Here is a 20,932-nt window from a genome sequence, read left to right as displayed (position 1 = left end):
ATTCACGCCAAAGCCCTGCGCGATACGCCACACGCTTTAAGCCGGGGGAACTCTAGTCGAGCAGTGGCTCAAGTTGATTGCGGCATTCAAATCCCTGTCCATTACGTGCCCACAATGTTCACATGAATAGACACGTTCACCCAACGATAAGGATTCTTTCTTGCAGCCGCAATTACTACAAGTTTTAGAAGATGGATACCACCTAGACGCCAAAACTAGCTTGCTTCCAAACTTCTTGCACTTGTATTCAAGCTGGCGCTTAAATTCGTAAAATCCACAATCGGCAATGGATTGAGCTAGTTTGTGATTAGACATCATACCGGAAACATTTAGGTCTTCCACCACTACAAGCGCGTGGTTTTTGCATAAGTAGTGGGTGACCTTGTCAAGTGAATCTTTGCGAATGTTTGCTACTCGGTTATGATGTTTCGCTAATTTGATTTTTGACTTATAACGGTTGTTACTGCCTTTCTTTTTCCGAGAATGAGCTTTAGACAATCGTTTGACAAATTCCTTTCTCCTTAATCCATTCCAGTTGAGTTTTTACCTCATTATTAAAGAACTTCTTAAGGAGGAATTTATTTGGCTTGAATCCATGATCATATAAGTTTTTCCAAGTCGCCAAGCCCCAATTAAAGGTAAATCTTGCAATACCTGCATGCTTGGCCATTATGGTTTTTTGGGCAGGCGTTAATTTTAACTTAGTCTTGATGGATAAAAGCACAGTTCGACTCCGCTCACTGTAAATTGTTCACCGGGGGAATGACTGGAGAAATAACGCTTGCTATGGTCTGTTAATTTGTCAGCACCCACGAGTATTCGTTGTAATAAGGCAAGCCTTATTTCTTTGTCCCAATGCGTCACCTCAACACTTGTGCCATATGTCAATATAAGAACATATACAAGGTTCCTATCTGCCATTCCAGAAAAATAATAAACTTGGTGCAAAATCTTTGAACGCCGAACCATTTGACAAGTCTCCGTTGTGTTTCGCGGTAAGAAGAGGTGTTAGAGAAAAGCTAAAAGCCATCCCCAACTGGCAAGAACGGCTTAGAGAACTTGTAGATGAGTTGTTAGAGGAGACGGGGGACAATTGTCAACAAATGACAATGATTGTCTAGTTTATTGACTACTTAGGACAAGCTCACGTGTCGGATTAATTGTTAATCTTTGCGCCTTCCTAAATAATAAACTTATAGGCTGCCCAGAGAATGGACAACCTTTTTTCTAATGGTGTCAACGGTAAACAACAACAAGGAAATTACAACTGGTTTACCTCGCTTCCATTAGGAGCAGCCTGAGGCAGTATGGAACGCTCATCGTCTGGAATCCGTGTAGGTACACCTAAATGCTTACGAGCATGTTCCTCTGCTAAGTTCCGGTCTTGTTCATTGTGAAACTGTTGCTGATCCAGAAGATATTGACTACGTGCCGCTTGATCGCGACTTGGCATAGAGCCATTTTTCCATTTGTACTTAAAGCCCATGAGCAAGCAATCCCTTAACGCTCATCTGCATTTAATCTGAATTACTGAACCGAACGACTCTAGCGCCGGGTAGAGTTAAAAACATAATATCATCCTAAAGATAGAGGAGATACATACATCGAATAGTAAAGTATTGTGTAGAAAGTTAATAATTTCTTAATATTTACAGGATTTTTTTAATGAATAGTTCCCAACCTTTGCCAAACTATACAGTAGGAACTACAGACTTCATTGAAGCTAAGTTCGTTTCGCTTTTCCCTTGCAACCGGATAAGCGAGGTGCAACAATGTTTGTCGAAAAACGAAAAAGTGTCTAGGTACATGGATGAGTTGGAATTCCTAAACGGTTTGCGAGTGCTGGTAGTAGATGACGATGTTGATAATCTGGATTTGATCAAGTTCATTCTTGAAGAATACAAGATAGAAGTAATTCTGGCAACATCAGTTACTGAAGCGCTTCAAGTCATGATGTGGTTCAACCCCGATATTTTGATCAGCGATATCGCTATGCCAAACTGTGACGGTTATTCGCTGATTCGTTCTGTTAGAAACCTCAGTGAACACGTAAGACATATTCCTGCCATAGCTTTGACAGGACAAGCCTCAGATGAAGCACGTAAACTGGCTCTGCAGCAAGGGTTTTCTATACACATCAAAAAGCCATTTGATCCAGATGAATTAATTATCCTTGTTTCAAAGCTTGCTGAAAAGGCTTCCCTCAAGAGCAGTTGCAGTAATAGTAAAGTTGAGCTAGAAAATTATGGAACAAAATTTAGTTTTAATGTTGCCTAGCTGCAATACCTGGCTTTGTTCTATATAATTCCTATTTGATTTTTACTCAGCCAGGTACACTTTTATCAGTTATCAGTTACCAGTTACCAGTTAAGTAGGTAGGCGTGAATAAACCGTACTATGTAACAGAATGTAAATAACGCACTGGCTCCCCTCCCGCAGCGTGCTTACTCACCAGATGCCGTGAGAGCGGAAACCCTCATCAAGCACTGGTCTCACCAAATAAAACCGGATTCCTATACCACTTAAAGCTGTAACCTTTGTCTGTCAAGCCTGAGGCTGTATAGTTGCACTAACTGTAATCTTGAATAATAAGTATAAATACTTGCATTTTGTCAAAATCCATTTTTCTGGTAAAATATAAAGAAATTATTAAAAATAATAGGTATTGATCATGGATAATAAAAAAGGCAAGGGCATTAATGTCTCAACCTTACGTCAGGTATGGTCTGTCGTTGAACAGACTCACACCAATGTTCTGCTCAGATTAAATGATGCGGATTTGGTTAAGCAATTGTTGGGGGAACTTGATAGGTTGATAGTGCTCAGCGGTGAGGAGACTAGCAGCGTAAGCGCCTACCTTTACTCCAGAACTGCGTTAATACGTGATTTAGCTCAAGCACGTTTAGCATAGTGGATGGCTTCTGTTATGGGAAATCAAAGCCTGTACCTAGAAGTAGAGCATTTAAGATTTCCTTAATGCTTAAAAAGATAAAGTATTGTGGGACACGCTACGCCTATCTCCTGCGCAGACGCGATCATCGCAAAGCGACACCCTCTTGCACCGCTAATGCCCTCTTGACGTGCGCTTGCGCTTACGTCAACAACAAGATTCCCGACTTCTCAAAGAAGTCGGGAATCTTAACCTTTTTATTTTCACAAATAAAATAGGATGACTATCATTTAAAAAGTTATAAGAATTTAGCAGACTAACTATTATATAGTCTGAAAATAGAAATAACCCGTTGCAAGAGCGTGTTTTCTCACCTTATAGGTTATGCAAATTTATTTAGATTACAGCGCAACTACTCCCACTCGCCCAGAAGCAATAGCCGCAATGCAAGCAGTCTTAACTCAAGATTGGGGTAACCCCTCTAGCTTGCATGAGTGGGGACAACGGGCAGCAACGGTTGTGGAACAAGCAAGAATGCAGGTGGCTGGTTTAATAAACGCACCTGATCCTGAATCTATTATCTTTACTTCTGGTGGTACTGAAGCAGACAATTTGGCGATTATGGGAGTTGCCCATTTGTATGCCAAGCCCCAACACATGATTATTTCCAATGTTGAACATTCTGCTGTGGCCGAACCAGTACGTTTGTTGGAGTTGTGGGGTTGGCAAGTGACTCGCTTAAGCGTGGATGCCAAAGCAAGAGTAAACCCCCTAGATTTGAAAGCAGCGTTACAAGATAATACCGTGTTGGTCTCGGTTATTTACGGTCAAAGTGAAGTTGGGACATTACAACCAATTGAAGAATTAGGAAATATAGCTCGTCGTGCAGGTGTTTTGTTCCATACAGATGCTGTACAAGTGGCAGGGCGCTTACCTATAGATGTGAAAAATCTGCCCGTAGATTTACTCAGCATTTCTAGTCACAAAATTTATGGTCCACAAGGTGTTGGGGCGTTGTATGTGCATCCTCGTGTAGAGTTGGTTCCTTTACTGGGTGGTGGGGGACAAGAAAGACGACTACGTTCTGGAACGCAAGCAGTACCCATTATCGCGGGGTTTGGGGTTGCAGCAGAATTGGCAGATCAAGAATTGCCAACAGAAACACCTCGGTTAATCAAGTTACGCGATCGCCTGTTTGCCCAGTTAGCTGACATTCCTGGTTTACTCCCCACTGGCGAACGCACGCACCGCTTACCTCACCATGTCAGTTTTTGCTTAGAACACGCTGATGGACAAAAACTCAGTGGCAAAACTTTAGTACGACAAATGAATTTAGCTGGCATTGGTATCAGTGCTGGTGCTGCTTGTCATAGTGGTAAACTCAGCCCTAGTCCCATATTATTAGCAATGGGCTATCCAGAAAACGTGGCATTGGGAGCTATCCGCATGACACTAGGGCGCGAAACAACAGAAGCTGATGTCGATTGGGTAGCAATGGTGTTAAGGCAAGTTTTGCAGCGACTATCACCTGTAGAATTGATTGTTAGTCGTTAGTTAAATCAGTGAACAGTAAACAGTGAACAGTGAACAGTGATAACTGATAACTGATAACTGGTAACTGATAACTGATAACTGATAACTGATAGTTTATCTGCGTCGAGGATGCGCTTAAAATCTAAAAATTCAAAATCAAAAATTATTTAGTATGACTCAACTTCCAAACTCTCTTGAAGATGCAATTGTTCAAGCCGGTGAAGCAACCAAAGCAGCACTTGCAGATGGATATAAGCGCTTACAAGTTGAAATACTGATTCCAGAACTCAAACCTATGCTTGTGGCAGAGCAATTTATGCCACTTTTTGAAGAATACGGTTCTGGCTTGAAAGTTTTCTTTCCAGATGCTGGTGGTGCAGCGCTTGCGAAGCGTGATTGGGCTGATGTGTCGTTTAAGATTTTTGATATTGGTACAGGAAAATTATCTATGGAGGACAAAATTGAACCAGAGGATGAAATTTTCTTTCTTATTGGTCCGACTGTGGTAGAAGTTTTAGAGGTGGAAAAGATCGCTCAATTGGCGGGCGATCGCCCAATAGTGATATTAAATCCTCGTTTAGAAGATTTAGGGGTAGTGGGCATTGGTTATACTGCGCGTCAAGTACGTGAGCGTTTCATCAAAACAATAGAATCTTGCTATTATCTCCGTCCCATTGATGACGAGAGTGCTGTATTTCGCTCTTACCCTGGGGTATGGGAAGTTTGGCTGCAAAAGAGCGATGAGTATCAAAAGATTTCCGAATCTCCGCAAAAGCCATCTGGTGACGAGTTGGATGCAATTTTAGCGAAGGCACAGTCTAAGTCAGCTACAGTAGATGCTTCATCTGCGAAAAAGCCCAATTTGTTTAAAGGTTTGCAACGTTTCTTACGAGCGTTGAGGAATTGATTTGTTCCTTATGCCTGCGGCACGGCTACGCTCCGCAGCGGGGCTAGCACTGCTGCCAAAGGCAGATCGCAATAACCCAAGGTTTTTTGTCCCAGGCAAACAGTGAACTGAAAATCAATAATTAGAACAAATAATAATTATTCTTATTATCATTGTAGCTTATTTAGCTCAAATACTTTATAACTTTAAACTAAATTTAACCTTTTCTTTGACTATTGTTTAAGTCTGAAATGATGAATCTATATTACGCTTAATTTGTATTGATTTATCTGTTTGAATGACATTCAAACAGGTAATGGAATGAGCAACTAGTTAATATAAATTCTCATGTAAAAATATTAAAAAGTATTGATTTTTCTGTGAAATATAAGGACTGATTTTCATCAATTACTTCAATAACTTGCAGACTAAATCAACAAATGTATAACAAGAAGCTCTGGCAATAAAATCTCTAAGCTTGTCATATAAATTTCTCATATTTCGTCTTATTTACTTTAGTACCGGAGTCATTTACATGGCAGATAATACTTTGGATGGGATCTCGAAAGGAGGTAGCGGTTCCCAAGGTAGGAACGCGATCATTAATCTAAAATATAAAATCTAAAATCCAAAATGGTATGAGAAATTTTGCGAGAACTTCTTGGACGAAGAAATATTTTTGGCGATTGTTCGCTGCATCGTTTTTTGTGATGCTGCTGGTATGGGGAAACTGGAACCAACATGGTACTCAAGGTCAGACTGCGAGCAAACCTCAAGTTCCCAAAGTCATTTTGATTTCCCTAGATGGTGCAACACCACAACTGATTAATCAATACCTTGCTGACGGAATACTTAGCTCAAGCCAGGGTTTAGGACTACTGCAAAGCCAAGGAATTGTTGCTCAGCAGAATATCACGATTACCCCATCCCTAACTGCCCCTGGACATATTGCGATCGCAACGGGTTCTTCTGCAGCAAAGAACGATATCAACGCCAACACATTTCATCTGGTTGCTAGTCCTTTCAAAGACAATATTAATGGTTTTAATGCTCCCATCGGCGGCTACTCAGCAGGTATTGATGGACCTGCCCAAAGCACAGAGTTGACAGCAAACCCACTTTGGTTATCCTTGCGAGAAAACGGTAAAAAGGTTGTTGCTGCCACATTTCCGGGAGCAGATGGGGTAGATATCACGGTACCAGGATTGCCCAATAGCCCGATTGTGCAACCAGCGAATAAGAGAACCGTAGACTATACAGTACCTTTTGGAACTTTTGCTGGAGTTGGGGCGCAAGGTTTTAACCTCACAGCAACAGACTTTTCTCCCGCTCCAAAGTCAGTGATTAACCAACTCAAAGCGGCTGAGAAAGTGTCTTATAGTCGGATATTAAAGACAAATAAATCCTTTGATAAGTTCACAGTTAATGGCGTCACTTACGACATCCAAGTCGTTGCGATCGACACAACTAAGGATCGTAAAGTTAATTACGACACGTTAGTCTTCTTTGATGCCAACCAAGGTATTCAGCCGGGTGCCTTCAATTTACCATCCACTGGACCGGCTTATGTGCGAGCAAGTGAGCAAAAGTCTAGCCTATTCTACTTGGAAGGTAGCTCCAGCAAAGCAGGAACGGCTTTTTACGTCAGTACCCTGGCTCCTGACTTATCTACTGTACGCTTTGCTCGTTACTCTGCCAATTACATTCCGCGCAACGCAGCAGTGCTAGCAAATGTGGATGATATCAACAATAATGTTGGTTTCTGGAGAAATCAGGCAGACTACCGCATCACTGAACGACTCAGCCCCGGATTTGAAAATTTTTCTGATGAAGAATTAGAAGCTATCTACGAGGACCAGGTTCGGAATTTTGTTGATTACCAAACCAATGTTGGTTTACGGGCAATCACTCAGAATCCCAATGTTGACCTGGCAATGATCTACATTGAGCAACCAGATGGATCAGAACACCAGTTCCTGCTTACCGACTCACGTCAAGCAACTAACCCTCGCGACCCCAACTCTATTGCAGCAAATCAGGATCAACAGAAGATTGCCCGTTACGACGCTTATGTAAAAGCAGCTTACCAAGCTGCTGACCGCGCAATTCAACGTGTTATTGATACCGTTGGTACTGATAGCCAAGGCAGACCTAATAGCAACATCATCGTCGTTTCAGACCACGGGTTTGCTGCTTTCCATACATCAGTTGATATTAATAACTTTCTCAAAAACAATAACTTCGATTCTAACAAGGTAAGAGCCGTAAGTTCTGGTCCTGCGGTCAATATCTACTTCAACCTACAGGGACGGGAACCTAATGGCATCGTTAGTCATGAAGAATACGTTACCTTGCAACAACAAGTAGCAAATGCACTCAAATCTTTTGTAGATAACAATCCCAACTACAGCTACGGTAACAGCGTCCATATATTTGATAAGGTTTACACCAGACCTATCCCTGAAGATCTGAATGACTCCTCGTTTGGTTTAAGCACGAATGAGTTGATTGGTCAAGATGCAGGTGATGTTTTTGCTCTACTAACACTGGGCTACAACTTCGATGGTATTCAAACGCCAGTTGTGCAGCGCTTGGGAGATGATCCTTCTAATAGTTCGGTGTTGTCTGTGCCCAATTTCTACGGCGCACACGGCTACGACCCCAATCTGCCGAATATGAGTGCGATTTTCTTTGCAGCTGGTCCAGATTTTGGACACAGCATGTTAAAACAGGTTCACAACATCGATATCGCGCCTACAATTGAGCATTTGTTGAATGTTCAACCTGCTTCAACTGTACAAGGTAAATCTATCGTCAATTAATCAAATATAGGACTTACGCAAAAACCTTTTTAAACCCTCTTACCTTCTGCTGGCGGTGTTAGCACTTATCTCAACTACCAACAAGTAGGTAATACTAGCTACTTTTATGCTGCTGGCTTTGGCGATCGCACTGTCGGCTTAACGACTTTTCCAGAGTCAGTCACTTCAGTAATTTAGGATTTTGACCATAGTGAAGAAAGCAAACTCAGCGTAGTGTAGGGTGGGCACTCTTGCCCACCTTCTTATTTGAGACTTTCACAGGACTTACGCACGAACAACGTAACCATAGTCATTAGACTTGGTACTCAAAGATTTAGAAGTTGTTGAGTTCAATTTCCAATTCAAAGCGTTCTAGTTCTAATTTCTCTAGATCGTCTTGGATGTCTTTGAACGTTTGGTAAGCTTGCGTCGTTAGAGTAGTTCCACTGCCAATCAAAATGTCAGCCCCTGGAATAGCATGGAAAAACAGCCAAGTACCTATACCAAAAGCTACAACCCCTAACGAACCGAATCCCCCAGAAAGAAGGAGCAAGTTTCGTTGCTTTTTGGCGATTTGACGGTTGATACCTTTGATACGGGCTTTTATAGCAAAGGTTTTATTCTTAACTTCTTGGGAAGACATAATACACCTGGGTTAAGGTAGTAAATTTTTGTTCAATTACTTATCTATGTGCCCCTAAAATCCTTATGCTATGGTCAGACAAGGATGTTGGACTTGTGTAAGATTTAAATAAAAGCTGCATTGAATCTATGGCAAGGTCACTCCGAGCATCAGAAGCAGGAATTAAAAAAGCTGAGGAGGCATTTAAACTTAAGGGGTGGACGCAGGATCATCTAGCAGGACGCGCTGACTGTACTCGTCAAGTTGTGATTAACTTCTTTGCCAAACGACCTGTTGAAAAGAAGTTGTTCCAAAATATTTGCAGTGAACTCAATTTGGAGTGGGGTGAAATTGCAGAACTGGAGCCAGGGGAAGAAGAAACAGGTAAGACTGTTGATATTAATGATTTAGTGAAGACAGCACGAGAAAATATTCGCGACAGCATTGATAAGCGATGCAGCACCATGCGAGTGCTAGATATGAATCAGCCAATCGGCTTGGATGATATCTACACGAGCGTCAACATTCTTGAAAAAATCACCGGACGCAGACGGCTAGAAATAGCTGAACTTCTCCAAGGTTTATCTATTGAGAATTTTGAGCGATTTAGTTTGGGTGATGTGCGTGAGAAAAGAGTTCCAGATCTAGATGCAGTGAACAAGCACTCAAAGTTAATGATTTTGGGTAAACCAGGTGCAGGTAAGACAACATTTCTCAAATATTTGGCACTCCAATGTATTGAAGGTAGGTTCCAAGCAAATCACATTCCTTTGTTTATTACACTCAAGGAATTTGCTGAACTACCTAATCAACCAAACTTATTAGAATATTTAATTCAACTGTTTGCAAGCTTAGGAATTGCACCCAATACAAAAATCAAAACAGGATTTTTGGCATCTTTTTTAAACAGGACCACTACTGACACAAATCAGTTAGTTGACTTGACCGCTGTGGAACAACTGCTCAATCAAGGCAAGCTGTTGATATTGCTAGATGGACTAGATGAGGTGAGAGAAGCAGATAATAAACGGGTTTTGTCACATATTCGAGATTTTACAATTCAATACCATAAAAACCAGTTTGTCATTAGTTGTCGAATTGCAGCACGGGAATACACTTTTGAGCAGTTTACTGAAGTTGAAGTTGCAGATTTTGATGAACAACAAATTCACAGCTTTGCTCAGAAATGGTTTAAAGCAAAAGACGATGTAATTAAAGCTGAACGATTTACTGAGAAGTTAAAAGATGATAAGCCAATTCAGGAGTTAGCAACAAATCCATTGTTGTTAACACTGTTGTGTTTAGTGTTTGAAGAATCGGGTAACTTTCCATCCAATCGCTCCGAATTGTATAAAGAGAGTTTAGATGTACTGCTCAAAAAGTGGGATGTGAAACGAAATATTGAACGAGACCAAGTGTATAAAGAGTTATCTCTAAAACGCAAAGAAGATTTGCTTAGTCGAATTGCCTTAGAAACTTTTAAGCGTGGTGACTACTTCTTCAAACAAAAAGAAATTGAAAGAGAAATTACTCAATACATCCAGAATTTACCAAATGCTAGTACAAATCCAGAGGCACTGCAACTAGACAGTGAAGCAGTGCTTAAATCAATTGAAGCTCAGCATGGATTATTTGTAGAACGAGCAAGAAGCATTTACTCTTTCTCACACCTGACATTTCACGAGTATTTCACTGCAAGAAAGCTTGTGACTAGTGCTAATCCATATGCAACAAATGATAAAGCATTGCAAGCCTTAACCACCCATCTTACTGAAAAGCGTTGGCGGGAAGTCTTTTTGTTAACAGTAGGGATGCTGGATAGTGCAGATGCTTTGTTGCAGTTAATGAAAAATACTATTGATGCACTCTTAGAAAAAGATGAGAAGCTACAGGAGTTCTTCGCTTGGGTTGAGCAAAAATCCAGTTCTGTAGAAACGTCCTATAAACCAGCAGCTGTTCGCAGCTTTTACGTTTACCTCGCCCGAGGTCGAGGGCGAGCCCAAGACCGAGCCCTCAACCGAGCCCTCAACCTTGCCCTCTACCTCAACCTCGCCCTCGACCTCGACCTCGCCCTCAACCTCGCCCTCAACCGAGCCCGAGCCCTCAATCGAGCCCTCAACCGAGCCCGAGCCCTCAACCTCGTCCGAGACCTCGCCCGAGCCCTCAACCTCGCCCGAGACCTCGCCCAAGCCCTCAACCTCGCCCGAGACCGTAATCTTAAATTGCAGCAGTTGCTTCAACAACTCGAAAACCAACTCCCCAAACACAAGAACGATTTAGAAGCATACGTATCTTGGTGGCAGGCAGAGAGTCAAGCTTGGACTCAACAGTTAAGAACTGTGATGATTGAGTATCGCAATATTGGTCATGACTGGCAGTTTAGCGACTCCCAAAAGAAACTGTTGATACAGTACTTAGACGCGAATAAGCTACTAGTTGATTGCCTCAACAGCGATTGTTACGTGAGCCGCAAAGTGCGGCAGGAGATTGAGGATACATTGCTATTGCCAGTAAAAAAATGACATTTACTAACAGCAGAAAAAGCGTTGTGTGGTGTTGTCGTAGCACAGAAACAAAAATTGCGCCTACAGGTGTAGGGGTAGTAATTGGTGGGGGCTTCGGGGTAGGGGTGTAGCACGCGCGAAAATTCTCCCTTTCCCCCCTACACCCTTACACCCCTATACCCCTACACCCCTTTCTTGGTCAATTAATCAAAAATATTGCTTGAGTATATACATAATCGCCGCAGAGAACGGCATGTATCTTCCATCTGCATCTGGCTTTTCATAACCCTGAGCAAGAAGCTGTACTTCTGTAGCTGTCAACCCGTCAGTAGCTAGCAGTGTAGCATCAATAGCTGCACGCCTCATCTTTCTCAACTTATCAATGCTAAGTGCTAGTTTTTGAATTGTGGTTTTAGCGGCGGCTTGTTTATCGTGATCATCTGTTGGCAAAATTTCTCCAAAACCAGAGTACTTAAAGTAATCTGCACATTTTGGATCTAACGGGGAAATCATCAGTTCCTCATCAAACCAAGCTTGTTTTTTGTGTCCACAATGCACTGGTACACGAGGTCTGTGTTCATCTTCGCCTTGGCATGAAGCTATCAGATTAGTGTACTCAAATGTTAGATCTTTATAAACACTCTTGGGTCTAAAATGTTCAATATGGCATTGCTTTCTGGCTATAGACATACCACAGTAGCAACAAATGAAACCTTGCTCTTGTAGTAGTGAGTGATAGACTTCATTTTTCACTGGTTGTGGGAAGGATTTCCAGTCGGGTGTTCGGCTACCCAGTTTCTGCTTCCATTTGGTTAAGCTATCTGGTTCTTTACTCTTTTGAATATACTTCATCGATTGAGAATTTCCTTGCGTCGAATAAGGACATCTGCTCTCACAAATTCCGGATCGTCTTCTCCAATTTCATCAGCTAAATTTTGGCGCAATTGCTTAGCGCGATCGAGATGTCCCTGGTCAATTAATCTAAACAAATTCTGGAGATTTTCTTTGATTTCTTGAGGTCTTTCTGATACCCCCATGAGATCTTCTAGAATTTGATTGCTATCTCTGCCAAACGAGTTTTCCGGACGTTCAGCAACGATACCATCAGGTGTTGCTTGCAGGAGGTAAATGCTGTTTGGTTTGACGTGACTCACCACTTGTGGTGAATGGGTGGTGATAATAAACTGACAATTGGGGAATGTTCTTATCAAAGCTGTAATCACTTGCCGTTGCCATTTGGGGTGCAGGTGTAGTTCAATTTCATCAATGAGAACAATACCTTCCCCTTCGAGTGGATTATCTAAACTTGGGTTGGCAATTGCCAAGCGCCTTGCCAAATCACCCACCATTGCTAACAAGCATTTTTCGCCATCAGATAATTGATTAACGATGAGTTCTTGACCTTGTTTTTTGATAGTCATTCGTAAGGGCGATCGCTCAACTCGTAAATCTGAGAAATCTGGTTGTAAAGATGATACCGCCCCTCTTATTGCTTCTAACTGCTTATCTCGATGATTCGGATTATCCCGTCGCAATTCATTTTCCAAATCTTCGCGGTTTCTAAACCATTCAAAGAAACTTTTGAAGTCAATCCTTCCACCAGTCAGTGCTTGGTCGTAGGCATTTCTTTGGGTAAATAAATGTTCTTCGGAAATTTCCAAAGGCATATCAAGAACGGCGCGATTGACTGGATAATAAACGGCCAAAGGAATACTAGCGTTATCATTATTTACTAACTGATTGTTTATGTCGTCAACCAGTGTTTGTAAATCTTTTAAAGGGTCTTGACTCACTTCATCAGCTTTTATCTGACTGAGCACTATTGAGGCTGCTTGTAAGGCGTTTGTAACTTCGTCTCCATATCCAAGCTTTTCTATGCGTTGCTGACTAATACCATCTATCAAAGATTTGATAGCCTCTAATCGGACTTCACCCGCACTTTTAACCGATTTGCCCTCTTTACGTTCCTCACTTAAAGACCAGGTAATTTCTTCTTTTGGCTGCGGAGAAATTATTATTGAAATCTCCATTTTTGGGCTTTCATTCGTGATATCTTGTTCACTTAATGAACGTGTGGAATGACCATGTTGAATTTGCCCGGTAAACTGGGATAAAAGAATAGCAATACAGTCCAAAATACTAGATTTTCCAACACCATTGATACCAATAAGTACAGCTGGCTCAGTTTCCGGCAAATCAAGCGTCAAATCACCGATTCCACGGAAAGAATTTATTTTTATACGCTTGACTTTCATAAGTTGTTACTCATTGAGGTTGCATAATATATTTTTTGTAGAAATTAGGGTTGGGACTATTTTGAAGCGCAGAGTTACACAGAGATACACAGATAACTTATTTGTGTATCCCTGTAGTTTTATATTCCCAAAAATTACTCAGACAAGAAATTTAATAATTAAGCTGATTTGAGTTGAATAACACCTTTATCAAAAACGCTATTGTCAGTACCGATTCCACTAATTTCTATTCTATCTGCATAAACCTCATAGGCAGCAAAACTTAACTTTTCTGCTGAATATTGTGTCCATTCAGAACGACCTACAGGACGAGTTCCCGCACCACCGCCGCATATTAAATAAGTAGTTCCATTAATGGAACGAGTGCGTTCATAATGATGTTCGTGACCATTTATATATAGTTGAACACCGTATTTTTGAAAGAGTGGAGTAAAGTTTTTAATAAATGTTGGATTGCTACCATACACACCCGATGCATAAACCGGATGATGACCATACACAATTTTCCAAGGTGCTTTAGAGGTGCTTAATTCTTGCTCCAACCATTTTAGCTGCTTTTGCCAATCAGCGTTGGTGTTCGTATCTAAAACAAAAAATTGCGCATGATCGCGTTGAAATGTGTAATATCGTCCCTTCATATTAAAATTGAGATACTTTAGTTGAAGGTCGCCGTTTGCGGTACGAATATCGTGATTTCCGAGAGCAGCCTGAAATTTAACACCTTGCTTTAATAATGGTGCATAGGGACGCTCAAATACCGCACCAATTTTTTCCATTTCACCATTGGTGTAGATATTATCACCAGCTAAAACCACTAAATCATAGGGATTTTTACTGTGATAGTTAGTCATTGCTTTAGCTACAGCATATTGTCCTTGATCTCCAGTACCTGTATCTGCAACAGAAACAAAACGTAGTAAGGAATTGTTTTTGGCTGGATTAGGGGGTGTAGCCGCTTTTGAGACATCAATTCCAGGAGTTTTGCCAGCTTGACGAGTGACACAACCTATAAATCCTAACCCTATGGTGCTGAGGCTACTGAGAAACAAAAATTGACGACGTTTGAACTTCATAAAATTACTAAATTCAATAAGTAGTAAAGTATAGCCGATGCGATGAAGTGATAAATTAAGGCTGAGGAAGCTGCAGTGCAAGAATAAAGTCTCTTGTCTTTGATTCGCAGCTGTCGGTTAAAGTTCCATGTCTCAAGATAATCAGAATTCACAACCACCATTTTCCCCTGAACCCGAAGCGAATCAGCCGCAACCGAGGGTTGAGTCAGCATCTCAACCTCCCCAAAAACGATACCAGAGAGTCCAGCCAATTTGGAAGGCAATAACTCTGCGAATTCTGAGAGGGACAATTGGGGTTCTAGAAACAACGGTAGACAAATTAGAGACACAACCCTCTATTAGGGATAAGAGAACCCCTGGTTTTTTCCAGAAACTCCAGTTGGCATGGAGTGCTGTTTTAGGCAAAATTCGCTCAATCTTACCAGAAAACTTATCGACAAAGTTGTCAGATACAGCAATAACCGGAATAATTGCTGGAATTGCAGTGATTCTTGTTTGGACAACTTCTACAGTGTTTGGTGGTAAGCCGACTGAAGTCGCAAGTGTTCCACCAGAAGTAGAAACACCTCCATCCGCAACGATAACGACTGCACCAGAGGTAGAAACACTTCCCACACCACCAGCAATCGAAGAAACGCCACCACCAGTAGAGGAAATCACACCGCCACCAACCGCAGAAACTCCACCACCATCAATAGCTGAGGAAACTCCGCCACCAGAACCAGAACTGGAACCAACTCCGACGCCAACCATTATTTTGACACCAGAGCAAACCTTGATTGCAGCTATCGAAAATCAAATAGCAGAGGTGAGCGATCGCTTTGCCTCGGGTTTAATACAGTCAATTAAAGCTAACTTTCGTACCAGTAGTCTTGCTATCACAATTCATGATGAATGGTATAACATAGAACAATCACAGCAAAATAAACTTTTGGCTCAGATGCTAGAACGTTCAAATGAATTGGATTTCATCCATTTAGATATTCTTGACTCACGGGGTAAGCTGGTGGCACGAAATCCTGTTGTTGGTACTGAGATGATTGTTTTTCAACGACGGATTTCACTCATTCCTCAGCGATGAAAACACATAAATCATCAAAATCAAATAACTCAAACTACTTATTTAAAGTAGTTTACAACTATTTTTTGAAACAGCCTCGTTGAAACTGATTTATAAAAAAAACATTAAATTCTGGAGTTGTCGAAACTATTAATTTTCAAATTTCTAACAAACTAATCAGAAATTGATAACACACTATCGTTACAGAGTTAGGTTTCTTTTTACTATTCTACTTGATTATGAAGGTAGAAAAAACAAGATATATGACAGCAAATATATGTAGTAAACATTACTAAAAAACAGTATTAATCTTTACAGAAAATTCACAACAAATGTCAAAGAGTTTACGGATTTTTGCTGATCAAAAATAGATTTATCGAGCTAATATGTATATACAGACACAGAATTATTCTTCTAAATCTTTCTAGTAAAACACTAATGCAAAAATTATAAAATTTTGTTAGATTGCAGTTTTGAGAGTATTGGTACATCTAATATTTTGTCTGTTTCATGTATCACACAATGACGAGATATGTATTGAGTTGTACACAATCTCATTCAATATTAGATCAGTCTTGCCCACAGTTAGAGGGTTAGTTGGAATGATAGACTCGGAGATTTAAAAGTGGACTTTTAAATCACAATTTATATTGAGTCAGCATAATAAAATAGGATTTTCGTGTAGAGGAAGTAGCTGGATTTGTACTACCATCCTAACTATGCAGTATATAAGTGTTACTAACGCAGAGGGTATTTTCACGGTCGCCTACACTTTCACGATATGTTCACTCACTGCAACCTGTTATAGTTTTGCGGACAGCTAAATGCTATTTCTTTCTTGTCTTTGCAAGAAGCAGTTAGTAACATCATGGAGGGAAATTTCTTTCTTACTAAACAGTAAATGATCGAGTATTTCACCGATAAGTACCGAATGCTATGACACAAAAAGTGGATTTATCAGCAAAAGTGCTCAGTCATTACACAGATTTGTGAGTCGTCTCTAAAAATACACAAAACTTTCGTGGTTTAAAAAACCACTTTGTATTTACTTGTGTCTTGTTGAATTTTTCCCAGTCAAAACGGAAGAGTTATACTGTGTTTCTACTTTTGTGGGGATGGTTTCACTGATTCTACCTTTGAAACAGGTTGTTATTCAAGGCGAATTGAGGTATATTATATGGTTTTTGTTAATCAGTAGAAAAAATTAAAAGAAAATTGCAAATTGTGAAAAATTGTTATAATTTTTGATCATACAGGCATGGTTGAATCATTTAATTCATAGTCCAAATCTTTGTGTGCTTAAGTAAAATGACTTAATCCTATACTTTTAATAGAACAAAATGTTACACAATAACCAAAATCTGTCATTATTTGGGAGAACAAATATTTCTGGGTTTAAAACAGATAAATATAGCGGCTCTCATTTAGATGAAGCTGTGCTTCATCTGGATGCATCTCCTAAAGCCTGCGGTTTATTAACTCTTTGATATATTACACCCAGTAAAAAACCGCTATTATTATGCTCATAAATGAGTTAGATAAGAAATTTTCATCAACTGTTTTAAGTGACAATAAAGTCTTTAAAAAGAGAGAATTAACACCCATAGAAAAACTCTCAACCAAAGCCAAAAAAGCATAATGCGCAAGATATTTTGCTGTTAGTATCGTCGAACAGTCTAGATTGACGATTTCAAAGAATATGATTGTTCTAATGAAAATAACAGCAAACACTTAGATATTGGTGCTTTTACAACGAAACCACAGTTTACCAAAAAAATGGAGTTGTTCAGGAAATGCAGTTAAATGACTTGGTATCGAGCAACAGTGTAGAAAAAGACGCGTGGACAGCAATTGAAAACTCAATTCTCTACTATAGAGGTCGTCCTATAGGAACACTAGCTGCTTCTGATGTAACAATAGAGGCGCTGAATTATGACCAATGTTTTGTCCGAGATTTTGTCTCTTCAGCTTTAATTTTTCTGAGCAAGGGTAGAACAGATATTGTCCGTAACTTTTTAGAAGAAACTTTAAGGTTACAGCCAAAAGAAAGACAGCTGAATGCTTATATGCCAGGTCGGGGTTTAATGCCAGCTAGCTTTAAAGTTGTATGTGACGGTGAAGAAGAATATTTAGAACCTGATTTTGGTGAACATGCGATCGCCCGAGTCACACCTGTTGATTCTTGCTTGTGGTGGGTTCTTTTATTACGTGCTTATGTGGTTGCTACGAGAGATTTTTCTCTAGCATATCAACCGGACTTCCAACACGGTCTAAGATTAATTATGGAACTGTGTTTGGCAACTCGGTTTGATATGTACCCGACGCTATTGGTTCCAGATGGTGCTTGTATGATTGACCGTCGTATGGGTATCTTTGGGCATCCATTGGAAATTCAAGCTCTATTTTTTGCTGCATTGCGTGCTGCTAGAGAACTGCTAGTTTGTCAGGGTAATGAAGATATTGTTACAGCTATTGATAATCGCTTACCGCTTTTACAGACTCATATTCGCCAGCATTATTGGATGGATCTTCATCGTTTAAATAAGATTTATCGTTTCAAGAGTGAAGAGTATGGCAAAGCAGCGGCTAATCCCTTCAACGTATATGCAGATTCACTACCTTATTATGAATTAGACAAGTGGCTGCCAAGAAAAGGGGGTTATCTAGTTGGTAATGTAGGACCTTCGCAGCTAGATACTCGCTTCTTTGCTTTAGCAAACATGATGGCTATTGTCTCAGACCTTACTAGTGAAGATCAATCACAAGCAATTATGAATCTCATCGAAGAAAGATGGGAGGATTTGGTGGGAGATATGCCCATGAAAATTTGTTTCCCAGCTTTGGAAAACGAAGAATATAAGATTGTCACTGGATGTGACCCCAAAAACATACCCTGGTCATATCATAATGGTGGAAGTTGGCCTGTTTTACTGTGGTTATTATCCGCAGCTGCTGTGAAAACAAATAGAATAGATCTTGCACACAGGGCTGTTGAAATTGCAGAAACACGCTTACATGAAGATGAATGGCCAGAGTATTACGATGGTAAGAAGGGGCGACTCACTGGCAAACAAGCCAGAAAATATCAAACTTGGACAATTGCTGGATTCTTATTAGCAAAAGAACTATTACGCAACCCTAGATTTTTACCTTTGGTCAGTTTTGGATCATTTAGTGTAGAACCTGCTTCTCGGGCTTGTGAGTTTGAAATCGTTGAGACTAACACTCTATATTTTGGTTAAGTTGTGTAACATAACTTAAAGTTTTTTCTCACACTAGGGTGCGTTATGCTCATGCAGACGCACCTCATGACTTCAACGTATTTCACCAATATCGTCAAAACTGCTAACAGACTTGCTACCATCAGCTTGTCCAATTTTGAATTTTGAATGCGTGAATTTTGAATCGCTCACATCCCCCCGTCAACTAGCTTTTATTGCCTTGCGAGACGTTCACAAGGGGGCTTATACTGACATCGCCCTAGACAGAGTGCTTACAAAAGCAAATCTACCAGATACTGACCGACGTCTCGTCACACAATTAGTTTATGGCTGTACCAGAAGACAGCGTACTCTTGATGCTTTTATCGACCAATTAGGGAAAAAGAAATCCCACCAACAACCAAAAGACCTCCGCACTATTCTACATTTAGGCTTATACCAATTATGCTTTCAAGAACGAATTCCTGAAAGTGCGGCGGTGAATACGACTGTCCAACTCGCCAAAGAGAATGGCTTTTCTGGACTAACGGGTTTTGTGAACGGTTTATTGCGACAATATATCCGTTTAGAAAACAAAGGAGATAAAGTCTGTGTTCAATCTTCTGACCTGACAGAACGCTTAGGTATTTTATACAGCTTTCCCAACTGGATGATTCAAGTTTGGCTGGAACAATTCGGTTTAGAACAAACCGAACAACTCTGCTTATGGATGAATAAAACTCCAGCCATTGACTTGCGAATCAACCTCCTTTGCACTTCCCTAGAAGAAGTGGAAGCGGCGTTGACATCTGCTGGTGTGGCGTCTCAACGGATTCCCCACCTACCCCAAGCTTTACGATTGATGAGTAACGCTGGTCCAATTCAAAATCTACCCGGTTATAACGAGGGTTGGTGGACTGTACAAGATAGTAGCGCTCAATTGGTTAGTCATTTACTCGACCCTCAACCAGGTGAGGTGGTAATTGATGCTTGTGCTGCACCAGGGGGTAAAACAACTCACATTGCAGAGTTGATGAAGGATGAGGGCAAGATTTTTGGTTGCGATCGCACTCCCTCTCGTCTAAAAAAACTTCAACAAAACGCTCAACGACTGAAGTTAAAATCTATTGAAATGTGTACTGGTGACAGTCGTAATATGCCCCAGTTTCAAAACACTGCTCACCGTGTCCTACTGGATGCACCATGTTCTGGGTTAGGAACCTTGCACCGTCATGCTGATGCTCGTTGGCGACAGACACCAGAAACTGTAGAAGAACTCTCGGTGCTTCAAAAGCAACTTGTTTCACATACATCGACTTTTGTCAAGAAAGATGGTGTCCTTGTTTATTCCACCTGTACACTGCATCCCAAAGAAAATGAAGAAGTCGTTTCGTCTTTTCTTGCTGAGAATCCAAATTGGGAAATAGAGCCTCCTAGTGCTGATTCTCCCGCTAGTACATACTCTACTCCACAAGGCTGGATCAAAGTATTGCCTCATCAACAGGACATGGATGGCTTTTTTATGGTGCGCTTAAGGAAAAAGAATTAAAATTATTAGATTTTTGGGTGAAAGGGTATGGATAATAAGGAAAATAAGTAACAAGACATATTCCCAAGTCCTAATACCTTAAGAAAAATCATGGTTAAAAATTCCAGTGTGAAAAACTTGGTGAAAATCCTGATTGGAGCCGCTTGGATTGATGGCAGAATTCAGCCAGAAGAGAGAGAATATCTTCGCAAAATAGCTCAAGAAAAGGGTATGGCTAACGAACCGGAAATTCAGCCTTTGCTAAATGAGCTAGTTGCTGTAAAGCCAGAAGAGTTTGACAAGTGGGTGAAGGAATATTTAGGCGATCGCCCTAGTGCACAAGAGTGCCAAAATCTAATTGAAGCTATCAGTGGCTTAATTTACAGTGATGGTGAGGTGGCGACAGAAGAAGCAAGACTCCTCACCAAATTACAACAATTATCAGGCACAGGTGATTCAACCCAACCTCGGCATAATGCTGTTCTTAAACAAATTCAGAAGCTTTACCGTCGTTGGGTTGAAGTTCAAAAGTAAAACCAAAATCCAAATCAATAACTCACCAACTCAAAACTATCTAGGA

The 20,932-nt window shown here is 40.6% G+C and carries 18 protein-coding genes; 11 read left to right on the top strand and 7 right to left on the bottom strand.

Annotation, left to right across the window (positions count from 1 at the left end):
* Window positions 1-36: 36 nt before the first annotated feature.
* Window positions 37-498: an RNA-guided endonuclease InsQ/TnpB family protein gene (locus DP114_RS29785; RefSeq protein ID WP_246162888.1), complete on the bottom strand. Its 462-nt coding sequence runs from the start codon at window positions 496-498 to the stop codon at window positions 37-39.
* Entirely contained in the window at window positions 491-724 is a 234-nt protein-coding gene (locus tag DP114_RS35470; protein ID WP_246162886.1) for a helix-turn-helix domain-containing protein, read from the bottom strand. The genes DP114_RS29785 and DP114_RS35470 overlap by 8 nt, the downstream gene beginning before the upstream one ends.
* 229 nt (window positions 725-953) lie before the next feature.
* Here DP114_RS35470 and DP114_RS29780 point away from each other — a divergent pair, with 229 nt between their 5' ends.
* Window positions 954-1,121 (top strand): hypothetical protein, encoded by a 168-nt coding sequence (locus DP114_RS29780; protein ID WP_246162884.1) that lies wholly within the window; start codon window positions 954-956, stop codon window positions 1,119-1,121.
* 140 nt (window positions 1,122-1,261) lie between these two features.
* Here DP114_RS29780 and DP114_RS29775 read toward each other — a convergent pair whose 3' ends face one another.
* Window positions 1,262-1,486 carry a bromodomain-containing protein gene (locus DP114_RS29775; RefSeq protein WP_169267334.1) on the bottom strand — a complete coding sequence of 75 codons (225 nt, stop codon included), beginning with the start codon at window positions 1,484-1,486 and terminating at the stop codon, window positions 1,262-1,264.
* A 179-nt stretch (window positions 1,487-1,665) separates the two neighbouring features.
* Between DP114_RS29775 and DP114_RS29770 the strand changes: the two genes are divergently transcribed.
* The 5 genes from DP114_RS29770 to DP114_RS29750 all read left to right on the top strand — a co-directional run bounded on the left by DP114_RS29770 (window position 1,666) and on the right by DP114_RS29750 (window position 8,131).
* Window positions 1,666-2,277 carry a response regulator gene (locus DP114_RS29770; protein ID WP_246162881.1) on the top strand — a complete coding sequence of 204 codons (612 nt, stop codon included), beginning with the start codon at window positions 1,666-1,668 and terminating at the stop codon, window positions 2,275-2,277.
* Window positions 2,278-2,671: 394 nt separating this feature from the next.
* Entirely contained in the window at window positions 2,672-2,911 is a 240-nt protein-coding gene (locus DP114_RS29765; RefSeq protein ID WP_169267335.1) for a hypothetical protein, read from the top strand.
* 363 nt (window positions 2,912-3,274) lie between these two features.
* Window positions 3,275-4,444 (top strand): cysteine desulfurase family protein, encoded by a 1,170-nt coding sequence (locus DP114_RS29760; RefSeq protein ID WP_169267336.1) that lies wholly within the window; start codon window positions 3,275-3,277, stop codon window positions 4,442-4,444.
* 151 nt (window positions 4,445-4,595) lie between these two features.
* Window positions 4,596-5,330, top strand: a complete 735-nt coding sequence (locus tag DP114_RS29755) for a DUF1995 family protein (RefSeq protein WP_171977838.1) — start codon at window positions 4,596-4,598, stop codon at window positions 5,328-5,330.
* 617 nt (window positions 5,331-5,947) lie between these two features.
* A complete protein-coding gene (locus tag DP114_RS29750) occupies window positions 5,948-8,131 on the top strand; it encodes an alkaline phosphatase family protein (RefSeq protein ID WP_171977837.1) in 2,184 nt (727 codons plus the stop codon).
* A 313-nt stretch (window positions 8,132-8,444) separates the two neighbouring features.
* On the opposite strand, the gene DP114_RS29745 is transcribed toward DP114_RS29750, so the two are convergent.
* On the bottom strand, window positions 8,445-8,753 hold the full coding sequence (locus DP114_RS29745) for a hypothetical protein (protein WP_169267338.1): 309 nt from the start codon (window positions 8,751-8,753) through the stop codon (window positions 8,445-8,447).
* Between the two features lie 128 nt (window positions 8,754-8,881).
* Here DP114_RS29745 and DP114_RS29740 point away from each other — a divergent pair, with 128 nt between their 5' ends.
* Entirely contained in the window at window positions 8,882-11,254 is a 2,373-nt protein-coding gene (locus DP114_RS29740; protein WP_172195339.1) for an NACHT domain-containing protein, read from the top strand.
* A gap of 189 nt (window positions 11,255-11,443) precedes the next feature.
* On the opposite strand, the gene DP114_RS29735 is transcribed toward DP114_RS29740, so the two are convergent.
* The 3 genes from DP114_RS29735 to DP114_RS29725 all read right to left on the bottom strand — a co-directional run bounded on the left by DP114_RS29735 (window position 11,444) and on the right by DP114_RS29725 (window position 14,564).
* Window positions 11,444-12,088 (bottom strand): retron system putative HNH endonuclease, encoded by a 645-nt coding sequence (locus tag DP114_RS29735; protein WP_171977836.1) that lies wholly within the window; start codon window positions 12,086-12,088, stop codon window positions 11,444-11,446.
* Entirely contained in the window at window positions 12,085-13,491 is a 1,407-nt protein-coding gene (locus DP114_RS29730) for an AAA family ATPase (protein ID WP_171977835.1), read from the bottom strand. The genes DP114_RS29735 and DP114_RS29730 overlap by 4 nt, the downstream gene beginning before the upstream one ends.
* A 158-nt stretch (window positions 13,492-13,649) precedes the next feature.
* Window positions 13,650-14,564, bottom strand: a complete 915-nt coding sequence (locus tag DP114_RS29725) for a metallophosphoesterase family protein (protein WP_171977834.1) — start codon at window positions 14,562-14,564, stop codon at window positions 13,650-13,652.
* 127 nt (window positions 14,565-14,691) lie between these two features.
* On the opposite strand from DP114_RS29725, the gene DP114_RS29720 reads away from it, so the two are divergent.
* The 4 genes from DP114_RS29720 (at window position 14,692) to DP114_RS29705 (ending at window position 20,886) form a co-directional block, all read left to right on the top strand.
* On the top strand, window positions 14,692-15,645 hold the full coding sequence (locus DP114_RS29720) for a hypothetical protein (RefSeq protein WP_169267343.1): 954 nt from the start codon (window positions 14,692-14,694) through the stop codon (window positions 15,643-15,645).
* Window positions 15,646-17,417: 1,772 nt separating this feature from the next.
* Window positions 17,418-18,866 (top strand): glycoside hydrolase 100 family protein, encoded by a 1,449-nt coding sequence (locus DP114_RS29715; RefSeq protein ID WP_171977833.1) that lies wholly within the window; start codon window positions 17,418-17,420, stop codon window positions 18,864-18,866.
* 151 nt (window positions 18,867-19,017) lie between these two features.
* Window positions 19,018-20,373 carry a 16S rRNA (cytosine(967)-C(5))-methyltransferase gene (locus DP114_RS29710; protein WP_171977832.1) on the top strand — a complete coding sequence of 452 codons (1,356 nt, stop codon included), beginning with the start codon at window positions 19,018-19,020 and terminating at the stop codon, window positions 20,371-20,373.
* Between the two features lie 90 nt (window positions 20,374-20,463).
* Window positions 20,464-20,886, top strand: coding sequence for a tellurite resistance TerB family protein (locus tag DP114_RS29705; protein ID WP_169267346.1), 423 nt, complete (start codon window positions 20,464-20,466; stop codon window positions 20,884-20,886).
* Window positions 20,887-20,932 lie beyond the last annotated feature (46 nt).

It is taken from the genome of Brasilonema sennae CENA114 (assembly GCF_006968745.1).
Lineage (GTDB): Bacteria > Cyanobacteriota > Cyanobacteriia > Cyanobacteriales > Nostocaceae > Brasilonema > Brasilonema sennae.
This window is presented reverse-complemented; position numbering and strand designations above follow the sequence as displayed.

What these genes read in the sequence shown, in the direction of transcription:
- DP114_RS29775 (WP_169267334.1), bottom strand. Translation starts at nt 1,486, where the DNA reads ATGGGCTTTAAGTACAAATGGAAAAATGGCTCTATGCCAAGTCGCGAT.
- DP114_RS29770 (WP_246162881.1), top strand. Translation starts at nt 1,666, where the DNA reads ATGAATAGTTCCCAACCTTTGCCAAACTATACAGTAGGAACTACAGAC.
- DP114_RS29765 (WP_169267335.1), top strand. Translation starts at nt 2,672, where the DNA reads ATGGATAATAAAAAAGGCAAGGGCATTAATGTCTCAACCTTACGTCAG.
- DP114_RS29760 (WP_169267336.1), top strand. Translation starts at nt 3,275, where the DNA reads ATGCAAATTTATTTAGATTACAGCGCAACTACTCCCACTCGCCCAGAA.
- DP114_RS29755 (WP_171977838.1), top strand. Translation starts at nt 4,596, where the DNA reads ATGACTCAACTTCCAAACTCTCTTGAAGATGCAATTGTTCAAGCCGGT.
- DP114_RS29750 (WP_171977837.1), top strand. Translation starts at nt 5,948, where the DNA reads ATGAGAAATTTTGCGAGAACTTCTTGGACGAAGAAATATTTTTGGCGA.
- DP114_RS29745 (WP_169267338.1), bottom strand. Translation starts at nt 8,753, where the DNA reads ATGTCTTCCCAAGAAGTTAAGAATAAAACCTTTGCTATAAAAGCCCGT.
- DP114_RS29740 (WP_172195339.1), top strand. Translation starts at nt 8,882, where the DNA reads ATGGCAAGGTCACTCCGAGCATCAGAAGCAGGAATTAAAAAAGCTGAG.
- DP114_RS29735 (WP_171977836.1), bottom strand. Translation starts at nt 12,088, where the DNA reads ATGAAGTATATTCAAAAGAGTAAAGAACCAGATAGCTTAACCAAATGG.
- DP114_RS29730 (WP_171977835.1), bottom strand. Translation starts at nt 13,491, where the DNA reads ATGAAAGTCAAGCGTATAAAAATAAATTCTTTCCGTGGAATCGGTGAT.
- DP114_RS29725 (WP_171977834.1), bottom strand. Translation starts at nt 14,564, where the DNA reads ATGAAGTTCAAACGTCGTCAATTTTTGTTTCTCAGTAGCCTCAGCACC.
- DP114_RS29720 (WP_169267343.1), top strand. Translation starts at nt 14,692, where the DNA reads ATGTCTCAAGATAATCAGAATTCACAACCACCATTTTCCCCTGAACCC.
- DP114_RS29715 (WP_171977833.1), top strand. Translation starts at nt 17,418, where the DNA reads ATGCAGTTAAATGACTTGGTATCGAGCAACAGTGTAGAAAAAGACGCG.
- DP114_RS29705 (WP_169267346.1), top strand. Translation starts at nt 20,464, where the DNA reads ATGGTTAAAAATTCCAGTGTGAAAAACTTGGTGAAAATCCTGATTGGA.